The organism is Pseudomonas sp. Irchel s3b6, from assembly GCF_900187415.1.
Classification (GTDB): domain Bacteria; phylum Pseudomonadota; class Gammaproteobacteria; order Pseudomonadales; family Pseudomonadaceae; genus Aquipseudomonas.
Map to the genome: position 1 here is coordinate 136,672 of NZ_FYDM01000003.1, position 15,690 is coordinate 152,361.

The 15,690-nt window shown below is 56.8% G+C and carries 16 protein-coding genes; 9 read left to right on the forward strand and 7 right to left on the reverse strand.

The window, feature by feature from the left end; genetic code table 11:
• Window positions 1–12 precede the first annotated feature (12 nt).
• From CKW07_RS06745 to CKW07_RS06755, 3 genes are read left to right on the forward strand one after another with little or no spacing between them, the layout of a single operon-like run.
• Window positions 13–2,160 (forward strand): FUSC family protein, encoded by a 2,148-nt coding sequence (locus tag CKW07_RS06745; protein ID WP_095144167.1) that lies wholly within the window; start codon window positions 13–15, stop codon window positions 2,158–2,160.
• Window positions 2,150–2,353, forward strand: a complete 204-nt coding sequence (locus CKW07_RS06750; RefSeq protein WP_095144168.1) for a DUF1656 domain-containing protein — start codon at window positions 2,150–2,152, stop codon at window positions 2,351–2,353. The genes CKW07_RS06745 and CKW07_RS06750 overlap by 11 nt, the downstream gene beginning before the upstream one ends.
• Complete coding sequence (locus CKW07_RS06755; protein ID WP_095144169.1) at window positions 2,350–3,309, forward strand: HlyD family secretion protein; 960 nt, start codon at window positions 2,350–2,352, stop codon at window positions 3,307–3,309. Before CKW07_RS06750 ends, CKW07_RS06755 begins: the two co-directional genes overlap by 4 nt.
• A gap of 84 nt (window positions 3,310–3,393) precedes the next feature.
• On the opposite strand, the gene CKW07_RS06760 is transcribed toward CKW07_RS06755, so the two are convergent.
• Entirely contained in the window at window positions 3,394–3,636 is a 243-nt protein-coding gene (locus CKW07_RS06760) for a DUF6868 family protein (RefSeq protein ID WP_095144170.1), read from the reverse strand.
• A 604-nt stretch (window positions 3,637–4,240) separates the two neighbouring features.
• On the opposite strand from CKW07_RS06760, the gene CKW07_RS06765 reads away from it, so the two are divergent.
• A complete protein-coding gene (locus tag CKW07_RS06765) occupies window positions 4,241–5,116 on the forward strand; it encodes a universal stress protein (RefSeq protein ID WP_095144171.1) in 876 nt (291 codons plus the stop codon).
• A 19-nt stretch (window positions 5,117–5,135) separates the two neighbouring features.
• On the opposite strand, the gene CKW07_RS06770 is transcribed toward CKW07_RS06765, so the two are convergent.
• Window positions 5,136–6,059: a universal stress protein gene (locus tag CKW07_RS06770; RefSeq protein ID WP_095144172.1), complete on the reverse strand. Its 924-nt coding sequence runs from the start codon at window positions 6,057–6,059 to the stop codon at window positions 5,136–5,138.
• A 189-nt stretch (window positions 6,060–6,248) separates the two neighbouring features.
• Here CKW07_RS06770 and CKW07_RS06775 point away from each other — a divergent pair, with 189 nt between their 5' ends.
• A complete protein-coding gene (locus CKW07_RS06775; RefSeq protein WP_141234431.1) occupies window positions 6,249–6,584 on the forward strand; it encodes a hypothetical protein in 336 nt (111 codons plus the stop codon).
• Entirely contained in the window at window positions 6,574–7,257 is a 684-nt protein-coding gene (locus CKW07_RS06780) for a hypothetical protein (protein ID WP_095144174.1), read from the forward strand. Before CKW07_RS06775 ends, CKW07_RS06780 begins: the two co-directional genes overlap by 11 nt.
• A gap of 166 nt (window positions 7,258–7,423) precedes the next feature.
• Here CKW07_RS06780 and CKW07_RS06785 read toward each other — a convergent pair whose 3' ends face one another.
• Together CKW07_RS06785 and CKW07_RS06790 are read right to left on the reverse strand one after the other, a co-directional pair.
• Window positions 7,424–7,849 carry a potassium channel family protein gene (locus tag CKW07_RS06785; protein ID WP_095144175.1) on the reverse strand — a complete coding sequence of 142 codons (426 nt, stop codon included), beginning with the start codon at window positions 7,847–7,849 and terminating at the stop codon, window positions 7,424–7,426.
• A gap of 92 nt (window positions 7,850–7,941) precedes the next feature.
• Window positions 7,942–8,190 (reverse strand): hypothetical protein, encoded by a 249-nt coding sequence (locus tag CKW07_RS06790; RefSeq protein WP_095144176.1) that lies wholly within the window; start codon window positions 8,188–8,190, stop codon window positions 7,942–7,944.
• Between the two features lie 363 nt (window positions 8,191–8,553).
• Here CKW07_RS06790 and CKW07_RS06795 point away from each other — a divergent pair, with 363 nt between their 5' ends.
• Together CKW07_RS06795 and CKW07_RS06800 are read left to right on the forward strand one after the other, a co-directional pair.
• Entirely contained in the window at window positions 8,554–9,810 is a 1,257-nt protein-coding gene (locus CKW07_RS06795) for an MgtC/SapB family protein (RefSeq protein ID WP_176465287.1), read from the forward strand.
• A gap of 183 nt (window positions 9,811–9,993) precedes the next feature.
• Window positions 9,994–10,917, forward strand: coding sequence for a universal stress protein (locus CKW07_RS06800; RefSeq protein WP_095144177.1), 924 nt, complete (start codon window positions 9,994–9,996; stop codon window positions 10,915–10,917).
• A 54-nt stretch (window positions 10,918–10,971) separates the two neighbouring features.
• Here the strand turns inward: CKW07_RS06800 and CKW07_RS06805 are convergent, their stop codons facing one another.
• A complete protein-coding gene (locus CKW07_RS06805) occupies window positions 10,972–11,535 on the reverse strand; it encodes a GNAT family N-acetyltransferase (RefSeq protein WP_095144178.1) in 564 nt (187 codons plus the stop codon).
• A 228-nt stretch (window positions 11,536–11,763) separates the two neighbouring features.
• Here CKW07_RS06805 and CKW07_RS06810 point away from each other — a divergent pair, with 228 nt between their 5' ends.
• Complete coding sequence (locus tag CKW07_RS06810; RefSeq protein ID WP_095144179.1) at window positions 11,764–12,660, forward strand: universal stress protein; 897 nt, start codon at window positions 11,764–11,766, stop codon at window positions 12,658–12,660.
• A 61-nt stretch (window positions 12,661–12,721) separates the two neighbouring features.
• Here the strand turns inward: CKW07_RS06810 and fnr are convergent, their stop codons facing one another.
• A complete protein-coding gene (fnr, locus tag CKW07_RS06815; RefSeq protein ID WP_095144474.1) occupies window positions 12,722–13,468 on the reverse strand; it encodes a fumarate/nitrate reduction transcriptional regulator Fnr in 747 nt (248 codons plus the stop codon).
• Window positions 13,469–13,775: 307 nt separating this feature from the next.
• Entirely contained in the window at window positions 13,776–15,617 is a 1,842-nt protein-coding gene (ftsH, locus tag CKW07_RS06820; RefSeq protein WP_095144180.1) for an ATP-dependent zinc metalloprotease FtsH, read from the reverse strand.
• Window positions 15,618–15,690 lie beyond the last annotated feature (73 nt).

Genomic DNA, 15,690 nt, shown 5'->3' on the forward strand with positions numbered 1-15,690 from the left:
CGGCGTTTCCCGATGCAGCCACTGATCAATTACTTCAAGGTTGTGTTCAACCCCGGCCTCGGGGTGTTGCTGTTTGCCTTGCGCACCGTCGCCGCCGGCCTGCTGACCTTGTACCTGGCGTTCATCTTCGACCTTGATCAGCCCAAGTGGTCGGTCATGGCGGTGATCATCGTCAGTCAGCCGCTGGGGGGCATGGCCCTGCAGCGCAGTTTCTCGCAAATCATCGGCACCACGGTGGGCGCTGCGGTCGCGGTGTTGATCATGGCGGTGTTTCCCCAGGCACCGTTGCCGTTCATTGTTACCCTGGCGCTGTGGCTGGCGTTATGTACCGCCGGGGGCACCTTGCTGCGCTACACCAGCTCGCATGCCTTTGTCCTGAGTGGTTTCACGGCGGTGGTGGTGGCCTTGCTGGCGGTGCCCGAGCAGGAAAACACCTTGATGCTGGCTATTACCCGGATCACCGAGACCCTGCTGGCAGTCGCCTGTGTCTGCGTGGTCAGCCTGCTGACGGCGCGGCCGGAGGCGGTGGCCCGGGGCTATTTTGCCAAGGTCGACCAGGTCCTGAAACTGATGGCGCAGCACGCGGCGGCCGTGATCCGTACCGAAGAAAGCGAAGCGGACTTTCACAAGCGCCAGTTGCAACTGCTGGGTGAGATCAGTGCCCTGGAAGGGCTGCGTCGGCACTTGTACTTCGATGCCCCGCGTTTGCGCAGTGCCAACGGCCTGGTGCAACTGCTGGGCAATCAGCTGGTATTGTTGACCTCACGCCTGACGGTGTTGCGCCATCAGCGCAAACTGATCGGTGAACGCTGGGAAGGCGAGTTTCCCGAGCATATCCAGCGTCTGCGTGAAGACGAACTGGTGTTTCTCGACGAGCTGGCCAGGCAAGGGCGCTCGCTGCCCAATGAGGCTCGGCATCAGTTCAAGGTGCTCCAGCAACGCTTTGATCACCTGGCGGAGCAGGCCGAACAACTGAGCGAACGCATGCCGGCCACCTTGCGTTCGCTGGCGTGGGCGTTGCGCTGGGAGCAGGCGCGCCTGCTGCAACAGCTGGAAGAAATCCTTGAGCTGAGCGACGCCATCCAGAGCGGTCGTGAAGCCAGCTGTGTCTACCCGCAACCACGTAGCAACCCCTTGCACCTGGACGTTCGCCTGGCGGCAATGAACGCGACCCGTGCATTCATTGCACTGCTGGTGTCCGGCTTGATCTGGATCGAAACCGGCTGGGACGGTGCCCGTGCGGGCATGATTCTGGTGGGCATCCTGTGCTCGTTGATGGCCACCTTTCCACGGCCGCTGGCGGCCAGCCAGAACTATGTCCGGGGCTTGGGACTGGCCCTGGTCGTTTCGGCCATCTATCAGTTCATGCTGGTGCCGGCGGTCACTGATTTCGAAATGCTCGCCCTGATCCTGGTGCCCTTGCTTTACGTGATCGCGGTCGGGCTGGCGAGCCCGGCGACCGCAGGGATTGCCATGGGGCTGGGACTGTCGACGTTCCTGATGGTCGGCCCGCAGAACATCGGGGCCTGGCAGAACAGTGCCATCCAGTGGTTCGAATTCACCGGGGGCTATGTCTGCGCCGGGGTGCTGTCGCTGCTGGTTTATTCGTGGGTATTTCCCTTCGATCCGGTGCAACGCATCAACCGGCTGTACCGCGAGACCCGTGAACAGGTCTACCTCCTGCTCAAGACCTCGACCGCCGACCAGCAGCAGTTTGCCTTTGAAAGCCGCATGGTCGATCGCCTGACGATGATGCTCGGGTTGTTGCCCGCAGCCAACGACCCTCGCAGCCATGAGCTGTACGAGGTCAGCCTGGCGTGCATGTCCCTGGGTGTGGCCCTCAATCAGCTCAAGCAACAAGGTCAGGACACTGCGCTGCTGAGCCCGCAGGCCAATGAGCGTTTGCAGTCGATCCTGCGCCAGACCGGCCGCTACATCGCTGACCGGCCGGGTATCGATCTGGATCAACTGGTGGATGAACTGCGCGCCCTCGGAGAGGAACTCGACCAGTTGCACGCCGGCGAACGGGCATCCGGTCACGCACAGCTATGGTCAGTGTTCCGTATCCGGGTCGCACTGTTGATCGTGGCCTCGTTCATCGAACGCTATCGCGAGCTTCTTCAACCCTCGGACATGGGAGTGCCGGTCCTTGCCCATTGATTTCGAATTGGGTGGCGTCTACTTGCCGCCGATTGCCCAGGCCCTGCTGTTGGCGCTGCCGGTCTTCCTGTTGCTGGACTGGGGCATACGGCGCAGCGGTCTGTTGAAGTTTGTCTGGCATGAAGCGCTGTTTGAAGGGGCGCTCTATGCCTGCGTGTGCTCGGTGGTGATTTTGCTGATGGGGGCCTCATGACTGTAAACAAAATCGTTGCGCAACTGGTGACGCTGGTCGTTGTGGGGCTGGCCGTGTTGCTCGGCTGGTTCGCCTGGGAGCATTACACACGGTCGCCCTGGACCCGGGATGCACGGGTGCGTGCCGATGTGGTGACGCTGTCCGCCGATGTCTCGGGGCGGATCGTCAGCTTGAAGGTGCAGGACAACCAGCATGTGGAGAAGGGCCAGCTGTTGCTGGAAATCGACCCGGCGCGCTATGCACTGGCGGTCGAACATGTCCGGCGCTCGGTTGAAGTGGCCAAGGCGACTCAGGGCCAGTCGCAGGCGGCGATCATTTCCAGCGAGGCCCTCCTCAAGCAGCGCCAAAGCGAGGAGCGCAGGCGACGCGAACTCAAGCAGGGCTTTGCGATCTCTGGCGAAGAGTGGGAGAAATCCAGCACCGAAGTGGCCGTGGCACAGGCCGAGCTGCTGAGCAACCAGGCCAACCTGAGTCTGGCGCAAGCCAATGTCCAGCTGGCCATGGCGGTATTGACCCAGGCCGAACTGAACCTGCAACGCACCCGGGTGATGGCGCCGATCAGTGGCTATGTGACGAACCTGCTGACCCGCGAGGGCGACTACGCCAGCGCAGGCAGCGCGCTGTTGGCGCTGGTCGACAGTGACTCGTTTTATGTCAGTGGTTACTTCGAAGAAACCAAGCTGCCGAGGATCGAAGAGGGCAGCCGGGTGCGGATTCAATTGATGAGTGGCGAGACCTTCGGTGGCGTGGTGCAGAGCATCGCCTTTGCGATCAGCGATCGAGAGAACCTCCCGGGCAGTCGTTTGCTGGCCAACATCAACCCCAGCTACACCTGGGTCAAGCTGGCCCAACGGGTGCCGGTGCGGATCGCGATAGACCCACAGTACGCCGGCAAAGGGCGCCTGCGCGCCGGGACCACCGCCACGGTGACCGTGCTTGAGCCAGGGTCCCGTTGACAGCGCACGGTTGCAAGCTCGACTCGGATGCTTCCAGGTCGCTCAGTGGGTGGGGGGGCTCACTGAACACTCGGCTCCCGTGGTTCAGCCCATCAGTTGCAATGCCAGCCAGGGCGTCAGGTTCAACAGCAGCACGCCGGTTTTGTACAACGCCATGGCTGCGTAGTGCAGGGCGTCGAAACGCTCCCGGGGCAGTTGGAACCAGCGATTGTGCAGGCGCAGTAGCCCGTCATGGGCACAGCTGAAGACCAGAAACCACAGCAGAAGGATGGAGTAGTTGATGGCGAGGCAATACAGCAGAAAGCGCTTGAGTTCGACAATGTCCATGGTGGCCCTCGGCACAGTCATCCACCCGCGACGAAGATTGCCAGCGGGTTGGTTGTTCTGTTTGGACCGTCGCGTGAACGCCAGGTGCCGGGGATCGAGGACCGCGGGGTAGCACAGGCATGGCCAAGCTGTCTTTCATCGTCTTCGTGCTTTCTTGCATGGAGGCCTGTCGTTCGGTAGGTGTTTTGGCAGTCGCCACTTTGTCGAATGCTGCCTGCATCTTTTGCATTTGCTCGGTCATGGCTTGGTTATGCATCGAGATGGACGCTACTGCTGATTGAGCCGGCGAGGAAGGCGACTGCTGCGCAGGTTGCTCATCGACCCTGCCCATGAGCAGGGCCTTGAGGATAAATTTCAGAGAGGTACGCATGACGGTCTCTAATGGCTAGGCCCGTTCATGCTGAGCTTGGCCAACATCGCGACGGGGTCTCTGAAGTACATACGAACATCACTCAGAGACGCTGCGATTGATCCACATCAAACCGATGTTCGACGGGTAGCGATTATTGATGTAAATCAAGCCTGGGACATGAACAAGCGCCACAATCAAATACACCTGCTTTTGATGGTGCCAATAGCCAATTGGCATCAATGGAGGTCTTGAATGAGTCAATATCAACAGTTGCTGTTGATCGCCAGTCGTGATCTCCCGCATTCAGCGGCGACGCAGCGAGCCAAAGCTCTGGCCACAGAGACCGGTGCCTCGTTACATGTACTTGGCCTGGTTGAACCTGCAGGCCAAAGCTACATACACCAGGCCACTGCCGAGCATTTAAAACAATACAGTCGAGAATTGACGGAGGCGGTTGGCGCCTTGCGGCAAAACGATGTTCAAGTGACCAGTGATGCCATCCTGATGCAGGATCCGATCAAGGATCTGCTCGATTACATATCCGAACTCAAACCCGACCTGGTCATCAAGGATACCCATTGCGAATCAACCTTCAGACGAGTGTTTGTCACCCCCTTTGATTGTCAGTTGATGCGCGCGAGCCCGGTACCGGTCCATCTGGTGAATCAAGCCCGGCGGGCATTGCCCAAACTAATCGTTGCCGCTGTCGACACATCCAGTTCGGATCAAAAGTTGCTCGATTTCAACCACGATATCATACGCGCGGCCGCGACAATGGCGCTGCAATGTGACGCTCAACTGCACCTGTTGCATGCCTATGAAATCTCGCCAGCATTTATTGCTGAACCTGGGGGCGCCACAGACTGGGTCGAGGAGCTTCGTGCAGTACTGCGCGAACCTTTTATTGAGCTGGCGGACTTCTATGGCGTTGGCACGGATCGTCGTCATTTCGTCATGGGGGCGCCGGTTGCTGTGATCGCCGATCTGGTAGACGAACTCGAAGTGGATGTGGTGGTCATGGGTATCATCCAACCCAAGGGAGTGGATAAACTGATGGGTGACACGACTGAGCGGACATTGAACCTGTCGCCTTGCAGTGTCCTGACGGTAAAACCGGAGACACCTTGATTATCTTCGCATCTGGACCTCAGCCACAGAGTTCTTCGGGGGTTATGACCAAAACGCTGCTGGGCATTTTGTAGAGAATTTGCTCTACGGTGCTGCCCACCGTATTACCCCGGCTGCGATGATGTACGCGTCCCATGACGATGACATCAATGTTGTTGGCTGCGGCAAAATTGGTGAGCACTTTGGCAGGATGGCCCATGATCATATGCTGGCTTTCGGCTGGGATACCATTGCGTTCAATCATCTCGTCGAACGCTGCGACTTGAACATCGAACAAACTACGGGCCTTGCTCGCCGCCGGGAATAGAGGGGTTCCCCAGGTAAATTCCGACGTGTCGAGTGAAGAGAGGTCGTGGGCATAGAGCACATCGACTTCAGCCTTGCATTGCATGCCAAGCTTCAATGCTTCATAGATGATGCGATCGTTGAAACCTTTGTACTGGTCATCTGGATGGAATGGGTCGACTGCTGCAACTATCTTGCGGGGCAGGGCATTGCGTGTTTTGCAGACGAAGTGCAAAGGCACGCTGCACTCGCGCAGTAAATGCACATCCAGACTGGTGAACATTGCACGCTTGAGCAACGACTCGTGCTCGATATCCTTGATCAACATGTCAATAGGCTGCTCGTGCAGATGCAGCAGAATTTCCTTCAGCGGGTTTTCAACCCAAACTACTTCGGTTGTCACCTCGATTCCCGCTGCGCGCATGGACAACGCCTGCTCTTCGAGCCATTGCCGATGGTGCTGAACATACTCCTGGCGAAATCGCGCCAGTGCCTGGTCGCTGAAGAGCCCAGCGCTTGCCAGGCCTTCAACATAGTCGAACGCCACGATATGGATCGGTTCCCCCCTGATTTTCGCCAGCGCCGTTGCCCTGTCGAATGCGGCGGGGTGGTGCATGGTTGATGGGGCCAGCAGCATGAGTCGCAGGTGTTCGGACATGGCACACACCCCTAGTTATCTACCGCCACACAGAGATGGCCCCATCATGTACCAGCACTACGGCACGGATTTGATTTTGATCAAGCATTCAGCTGACTGCCAGTGTGCTCAGAGTTGATGAAAGTCAAATAATTGAAGGAAGCAAAGCGCACCCTGAACGGGTTCCATCCAGCTTCTGAGGGTATGCTCATGCAACTCTTCTTCGTCGGCGCTACTAGTATCGTCACAGGTAGCAAGCATCTATTGGGGCACAATGCCAGGCGGGGATTGATCGATTGCGGACGTTTGCAGGAACAGGAAGCTGTATATGTAAACCGCCGTGGATACTCCAAACATCATCCGGCAAAGTCGCTGTACGCCGAAGAAGACGCACAACGGACGCTGAAGCTGTTTGATCCGCTCTCGTTGTACAGTCATCTTGATATAAAGAAAGGCGGGCATGTGCTCCTGCGCTCGGTCGGGCATATCCCGGGGGCGGCAACTTTTTACGCACGCAAGGGTGAGGAGGGCAAGGGTGAACGCTGATAATAGAGAGAAGTTGGCGGCTTGGCTGAAAAGGCCCCGGAGCAGCTTTGGTTTTCTGGCGACAGTGGGCAGCCTGGTGTTGCTGTTATCGGTTGTCACCTGGTTCGAACCGGCGTTCGACCGCCTGATGGCCCATCCCTGGATTGTTTTGTTACTGGTGATCAGTAGCATGGCCATTGGGGTCATGGTGCAGCACAGATACACGCTGCTGGTCGGCAAGAGCATTTTCAGCCCGGCACAAACCAACTGGAAAAAAAAGCTCGGCCTGACCAAGACCTACGCCAAAGAATCGAATATTGCATTATGTATCCTGCTCCTGCTGGGCACGGGATACCCACTGACGTTATTTTTCGCAGCGCGCTCCACCGAGGCGATCGTCAGTGCCTGTAAAAGTAACCTGGACGCCAGGCTCCAGGCCAGTGGCGAGAGCGATGAAGCCCCCTCTATTTCGTTGCCGGTCTGCCAATGCCTGTCGAAGGTCTTCCTCGACAGAAATGGCATCCTACGCTTGGCATTGTTCAAGACCGAACTTTTGGATGCGGCCGATTACGAAGGGGTTAGCGAAGCAGACGAGGCGTTCTGTATCGATTCAGTGTTCGAATCGGCATCCGACCTGGCATTGAGGTCCACTTTTCCAACGATGCATGTGTTACCCCGCCAGTCTGGACAATGAACGGTTTTGCCAGCGTAGCGACCGCTCAACGAGGCAGGTGAATACTTGAGTTCGGCACCCGGTCGATTGCACCCGAGCGCCTATAGGTTAACCATGGCGTAAGGTACTGGCTTGGGTGGCAGGATGGTGCAAGGCGCAGGGGGAATACGCCAGGTAAAGTGCCGATTTATTTGGCTTTCCAGTATTTTTGCATTTCGACGAATAAAAACGATGCTGTCCAGGAAATAAGCACCAGACCGGTCAGTGCTTGTAATCCGGTCAGGTGTTTAAGGCGACCGGTTGGTGAGATGTCGCCAAAACCAATAGTGGTATAGGTCGTAAAGGAAAAGTACACACAATCGAGAAAGGATCCATCGAAGTTGCCTTGCAATACTCCCCAGTCACCGGAGCGCACCATCAAGTAATAAGCCAGGGCGAAGCACCAGACTTCAATGGCATGTGCCACCAATGCGCCGAATACACCCACGACTATTCGGAATCGGCTCCAGACCTTGATCTTGGGCAGCCAATCGTTAAGGCGCAACAAGCATTCGTAATGGATGATCACGGCCGTTATCACCACCAGCGTATTGGCTAACACTAACGAAAGCATAAATAGGCCTCACCTCGATCGGTAAACCAGCTACATCGACTTCAACAGGCTTGAAATACGCGTCGTCGCATGGGAGCGCAGGGGAGGCCTTATCATGCATGCACGCGATGCGCCCGTACAGGCGGTACTGATCTGTTGCCGGGCGCAGGGCTACATGAAATGGCGCCTGACCACAGCGGCCGATACGCGATCATTGCCAATGAATGCGGTGCATTTATCCGCTCGTTTAACCGTTGAACAAACGAATTGGCTTCATCCAGGCTGCGAAAACGCGCCGCCCATTGGTCCATGTGAACCCACCAATGATTGAGTACGGGATCTTTTTCGATCTTGATGTTCATTGCCGACACTCCAGGAATCTCGACACCGCGGGGAAAGCTGCCACAGGATCAGACAAAGATCGTACATGAGGCATGAGCTGCACTCCGGCAAGTGATGGACGAGCGGAACGGGAGTCTTTTTTGTTATTTACTCCTGCCCGATGTCGGCGACTTGATGTATGTCAAATCCGTTGTTCGAGGCTTGTTTCTTTGTTCAATATTCCCCAGCGTCCCAATCCTGCCTGGCTCAGGAGGTGGCATGCAACACAGAGGGCACCCGTGAAATCCTCCAGCAGTCTGCCAGCGGTGCTCCTGAAACGTGTCGCTGCGCCAAGTTGCGACTATAGTGTCAAAGGTTCTTGGCGTCTGATCTGACAATGCAAGATGAATATCTTTGGCTGGCTACCCACCGATGCCACACACATTTTCTTTGTTCTGTTCCTTTGTTTTCTTATCGGACTGGAGAGGGAAGAGCGCAAGGTCAACGATGATCCCTATGCATTTGGGGGCGTGCGCACTTATCCACTGATTGGGCTCATCGGTTATTCCATTGCAGTATTGTCTGGTGGCGAACTGATACCTCAGACACTGGGTTTTACTGTGGTTGCAGCCTTCCTGTTGATGGCCTACTGGCACCGGCTTTCGTTGTCAGGTTATTCGGGCATTGCGTCCGAGATGATCGGGCTTGCCACGTATCTGGTCGGTGCCCTGGTTTATCACGACATGTTCTGGTTGGCCACCGCACTGACGGTATCAAGTATCATTCTTCTCGAACTCAAGACGCAGTTGGAAAATCTGGCAAAACGCATTGAGACAACCGACATTCTGACCTTTGCAAAATTTCTTTTGCTCTCAGCAGTCATCCTGCCGTTATTGCCCAATACGCCATTTACACGATTCCAGATTAATCCTTTCACGACCTGGCTCGTCGTGGTCGCGGTAAGCTCGCTTTCTTACGGCAGCTATGTCTTGCAACGAGTGATAAGGCCCCAGAACAGCGTGTTGCTTTGCGCATTTGTTGGAGGCGCCTATTCATCGACAATGACGACGGTGGTGCTCGCCAGAAAATCGCACCAGGAAGAACAGGCACACCTCTATTCCGGCGCCGTTCTGATTGCTTCCGGCGTTATGTATTTGCGCCTGGCTGTGTTGTTGGTGCTGTTCAATCGAGCGTTGATGAGCCAGTTGGCAGTGTCCTTTGTCGCGCTGGGCAGCGTTGCGATGCTCATCGGTTGGCTTTGGTCTCGAAAAGGATACAAAGATGCGCCAAAGGGGACGGGAACACTGGAACCGAAGAATCCGTTGGAGCTCAGCGCCGCGCTTTTGTTTGCAGGCCTTTTTGTGGGCATGCTGGTTGCGACCCAACTCACTATCCAGTACCTGGGGGTGGCTGGGGTGTATTCGCTCGCGTTGTTGATGGGGGTCACAGATGTTGATCCCTTCATTCTGGGTATGACGCAGTCAGCGTCGAGCGTGACACCGTTACCGGTTGCAGCATCGGCAATCATCATTGCCGCCGCCAGCAATAACCTCATCAAAGGCATCTATGCATATGCACTGTCCTCCCGCAAGGCCGGTCTGGAGAGTTTGTACTTCCTCTTGGGTATGGCCGCAGGCGGTCTGTTACTCCTTCTGAAGTAGCGAACCATGCTGACCATTGTCATTGCTGGTCAGCTCTGTCTGAGGCTTGCGATGTGGGGCGGCATCTTGCTGTACTTGCGCGTGTCACGCCGTGTAGCTGACAAAGATCAAGTTGCCTGAACCAGGAACGCTCAATCTGGAGGTCATTGACTCCATCCAGAAAGCTGCGTGCCGAGGTGTCCTATGTCGCAGACTCAGCATTTATTGTTGATCGCCCCCCCAACCATGACCCGCACACCGGCGTTCGACCGGGCCGGCGCATTAGCTCATGCGATGCAGTTGCCGTTGCACATTGTAGCTTTCGACTACTTGCAGGCCTTGGCTGTGGCTGGCCTGTTCGCCTCCGAGCAAATCAATCTGGCTCGGGAGAGCTACCTTCAAACCCATCGGCAATGGCTCGAACAGCAAGCTGAAATGATGAGCAAAAACAGCATTGAGGTCACGAGTGAGGTCGTTTGGATACAGGACCCGTACGAAGAGATTCTTCATTTCGTCAACGAGATGCCTTTGGCTCTGATCGTCAAGGATGCTCAGGAAGAGTCAGCGTTGAAACGAGTCTTCTTTACTCCACTGGATTGGAAATTGTTGCGCGATTGTCCGGTTCCAGTGCACCTGGTGACCAATGGCCTCAACCCGCGGCCACGTAACATACTGGTCATCGTCGATGTGTTGCGTAGCGAAGAGCAGGATCTTGTATTCAACGACCAGATTATCGACGCCGCGGCGAAACTGGCTTCACTCAGTGAAGCCCGGCTTGAGTTAGTGCATGTGTATGACTGGACGGTCGCATATGCCCAAGACATGGGCTTTGGCGTACTCCCCCTGGCCACCGGTATTTATCAAGCCTTGGGAACGGCTCAACACGAGGCGTTTGCGGCCCTGGCCGAACGCCACGGAGTGCCACCGGAATGTAGGCATTTCATCGAGGGTGCGCCGATTTTCAGTATTTGTGAATTTGCCGCGCAGCACCGTACAGATGTCATTGTGATGGGGACGGTGCAGCATAAAGGGTTGAGCAAGCGATTAGGGAGCACCGCGGAACAACTCCTGCATCGAGCGCCTTGCAGTATCCTGGCGATCAAGCCAGGCAGGATGTTGCAATCATGAGTGCTTGATCACCCCGCGATGGACCGTTGGCCGGAACGTCGCGGGGGCGACTTTTTACAGGTAAAGGCGATGAATGACCTGACGACTGTCATCGGGATCATTGTGCGTCTCGAAACCCAGAGACTTGGCCAGGTCACGCATGGCAGCATTGCTGGAGGCATCAACCGAATGCATCTGGCGAAAACCGTTTTTTCGAGCAGTCTTGATCAAATGTTCCATCAGCAAAGTACCCAGGCCCAAATGCTGCCATTTGTCGGCAACCGTTACTGCGCATTCACATTCATGCTCGCCCGTGGCCGCGTAGCGGCTGACGCCGATCTCGATCAGTTGGCCGTTTTCGTGCACCAGTGAGATATAGGCCATGCGCTGTTTGTTGTCGGTGTCCATCAATTGATCGAGCATGGAGGTGCTCGGTTCGCTGATTTGTGCAAGGAAACGCATGTGCCGGGACTCGGGAGACAGACGCTTGATAAAGTCGTATTCACGCTCGCGGTCTTTTTTCGCCAATGGCCGGATCAGCACATGGCGGCCGTCCTTCAGCGTTTCGATCCAGTGTTGTCCAGTGACCGAGGCATAGGCAGCAGCGGCCCGGTCATTGTGGTCTTTGACAGTGAGCATAGTGTGACCCTCCATCCTGTTTGAACGATTTGCACGCAGTGACGAACCACGCGGCTCATTTCTTTTTACACAGCTGGCGGCACTTGAATCTGATCTGGATCAGACACCGGTGAAGGAGGGCGTTCATTCGCTCGTGCTTGATGTAAATCAACCGGGGGGAGGGGCGATGCGTGCAGTCTTGAAACTGACCGGCGCTTTGCTTAACCCGGTATCTTGCTGAGGTGTGTGATGGGTCAATATCAACGTTTACTGCTGATCGCCGATCAAACCCTGCACCAGTCTCCAGCCATGCTGCGTGCAGTCGCGCTGGCCAAGGCTAGCGGGGCAGCGCTGGATGTGCGTGCCTTTGTCGAACCGGTACCGCTCGCTCATTTGTGGGAAGAAAAAGTCGACGACGCAGGGTATCAACGCTATCTGCGGCGCTATCGCCGCTGGATGGCCGACGAGATCGAGCGGCTGAGCGGGCAAGGGTTGGAAGTGACGGTCGAAGTCATCTTTACGACCCACCCACTGCTGGACATTCTGAAGGCGGTCGCAGAGCTCAATCCAGATCTGTTGATCAAGGATGTCACCCTGGAACCCGTACTCAAGCGTGTCTTCATCACACCGCTCGATTGTCACTTGCTTCGCGAGTGCCGGATCCCCGTGCACTTGGTCAATCAGACCCGTTACAGCTTGCCACACCGCGTCGTGGCGGCGGTGGATCCGTTCGATCCCTCAACCCAAATCAGTGGCCTGAACGACACCATCATCCAGACTGCCAACGCACTGGCCCAGCAGTGTGATGCACCATTGCACCTGCTTTATGCCTATGACTTGTCATCCGCTTTCAATGGCGATGCGTCGCTGGTCAGCGGTGGTTGGGGTGTGGACTTTATTGAGGCGTTGCGTTCGTCCTTGCATCAGGCTTTCGTCACGCTGGCGGATCGCTACGGTGTGCCGCCGGAGCGCAGGCATTTCGTCATGGGCTTGCCGGTGCCGGTGATCAGTGAGTTTGTCGAGCAGTACCTTGCCGATGTGGTGGTGATGGGCACTGTGCATCGCGTGGGGATCGACCGGCTGATCGGAAGTAACACGGAGCGCGCACTGTATTCGGTTCCGGGCAGTATTCTGGCGGTCAAGTAGCGGAGTCAACGATCAGAGGGTGATTACGATCGCGCCTTTGATCTGGCCAGGCGCCCGGGTCTCAGCGAGGGGCTGACCGATGACACCCCGCAACCAGTTGCTTGAGTCCCTCCATGTTCAAGACTTTGGCTTCTCGGCCCGATATCTCCACCAGTCCTAGATCCCGCAAATGCGCGATGCCCCGGCAGATGGTTTCCAGCCTCAGCCCGAGGTAGGAGCCGATCTCCTCGCGACGCATTTTCAGGACAAACTCCGTGGATGAGTAACCACGCATGCTCAGGCGCTGCGACAGGTTCAGTAGAAAAGCCGCGAGGCGCTCATCCGAGTTCATGTTGCCCATTAACATCAACATGCTGTGATCGCGAACGATCTCACGGCTCAGGAGTTTGTTCAGGCTGTGTTGCAAGGATGGCAACTCCTGGGCGAGCTTCTCCAGTTGAGCGAAGTGGAGAGGACAGACCTCGCTGTCCTCAAGGGCGAACGCACTGCAGGCATGTTCGTCGGCACTGATCGCGTCCAGGCCAAGCATCTCGCCAAATATTTGAAAGCCGGTGATCTGTTCTCGACCGTCGACTGAGACCATGCTGGTCTTGAACGAGCCGATACGGACCGCATACAGCGAGCGCAATGGATCGCCTGCGCGGTAGAGGGCCGCGCCTTTTTTAACCTTGAATCGTTGCATGATCAGGGTGTCCAGGCGCTCGATTTCCTGCCCCGTCAGACCAAGCGGAAGGCACAACTCCGACACGCTACAGTTGGCACATGCGGCCTTGAGATGGTGGTTTGGGTACAGGTGGGATTCAGGCATGCTAAAAGCCCCCTCTATCGGTCCATCAAGCATAGTTCCTGAGCGAAGCAGGAGACGTGTCGTATGGTTGTTCCCGGACAGGATTCGACGAGCGGGAAACTCACGACCGGGATGGAGCTGAACGGCATCGAGAGAAACGTTGCACCACGCCATTCGACATGGCGGCGATCAACAACCTGGATCGTTATCAGCTGACACTTTGGCAATGGGCGCCTGTCGCCGGCAGTTGACGTTAAATCATGCAAAAAGAAAAACAGGGGCGATTCATTCTCCCAGTACTACGGTTACGCCAAACACTGTTTGATTGTCATCGCGGCGTCGAGATCGGCCGATATGAGGCCGAGGCCGGCGTCAATGGCAGGAGCGGTGGAAACTCCTCGGGCGTCAGGGTCTCCTTTTCCAGCAACAGACGAGCACCGGCATCCAGATCGTTCCGGCGGTTCTCGAGCAGTGCCTTGGCCTTGTCATAGGCCTCATCGAGCAAGGCGCGGATCCCCAGGTCGATTTCCCGTGCGGTTTGTTCCGAATAGTCTTTCTCGCCACTTCCCTGCATGCGTTCGCCCAAGTAGGTTGCATGTTGCCGTTCGAGTACCGACTGACCGAGTTCCGGGCTCATGCCAAACCGGGTGATCAACTGTCGGGCAATATCGGTAGCATGTCCCAGGTCATCAGCGGCCCCAGTGGAAATCTGGCCATAGGCAAGGAACTCGGCGGCGCGTCCGGCCATCAGCACGATAATCCGGTCCTTGAGCATTTGGCAACTGATCAGGAAGTGATCTTCGGTCGGTCGCTGCAGGGTATAGCCCAGCGAGCCGACGGCGCGGGGGATGATCGATACTTTGTGGACCGGATCCATGGCGGGCAGGCTGCTGGCGGCCAGGGCATGCCCCATCTCGTGATACGCCACCACCTGGCGCTCGTCGGGGTGCAGCAGGCTGCTCTTGCGCTCAACCCCCGCGACGATACGTTCCACCGCCGCGGTGAAATCGTCGAGGCGGACCGACTCGGCGCCGCGGCGGGTGGCCACGATGGCGGCTTCGTTGACCAGGTTGGCTAGATCGGCGCCAGTGAAACCGGTGGTGATGTCGGCGATACGCTCACAATCGAGGTCCGGTGTCGCTGTGATTTTCTGCAGATGGACCTTGAGAATCGCATGCCGGCCTTTGCGATCGGGGCGATCGATCAGGATCTGCCGGTCGAACCGGCCAGCCCGAAGCAGTGCCGGGTCCAGAATTTCCGGTCGATTGGTCGCGGCCAGCAGGACAACGCCCTCACGGGGATCGAATCCGTCCAGCTCAGCCAGTAACTGATTGAGGGTCTGCTCTTTTTCGTCATTGCCGCCAAACGCGCCGATGCCTCGCATCTTGCCCAGGGCGTCGAGCTCATCGATGAAGATAATGCAGGGCGCCGCCTGCCTGGCCTGATCGAATAGATCACGTACGCGGGCGGCACCGACGCCAACGAACATTTCGACAAATTCGGAGCCTGAGATCGAAAAAAACGGTACGCCGGCTTCACCCGCGATGGCCTTCGCCACCAGGGTCTTGCCCGTGCCCGGCGGACCGACCAGCAACGTCCCCTTTGGAATATGCGCCCCAAGGCGTGCGTATTTGGCCTTGTCTTTGAGGAACGAGACGATCTCCACCAGTTCGGCTTTGGCTTCATCGATGCCGGCGACATCGGCAAAGGTCACCCCGGTATCGCGTTCCACGAACACTTTGGCCCGGGACTTGCCGATGTTCATCAGTCCGCCGACGCCTTGTTTTTCTGCCAACCCGCGAAACAGGAAATGCCAGATCACTATGATGAGGACAAAGGGCAGCAGCAAACCCAGCAGGTTGTTCATGAAGGTGTTTTCATTGACCCCGGTGAATCCGACGCCAGATCCAGCGAGATCCGCCGAAAGCGCTGGGTCGACCCGCACCGTTGAGAACAGGTTGTGCCCATCGATGGGTATTTGCAGTTTGCCGCTGATCCGATCTTTCTCAACCCGCAAGTCGCTGACTTTTTGCTCACTCAGCAGTTGCAGAAACTGACTGTAAGGAATGGTCTGTACGACTCGACGTTCGAAAAAAAGAAACTGAACGAGGGAGAGCACGACTAACCCGATCGCGAAGTAAGACAGGTTCCATTGGTGAGTTTTTTTCATGACCTTGGCTCAAAGAGAGGGCATGGCATGGACTGGGCAGGTCCTCAAGGACCCGGGAAAGCCGCGTGCTCCC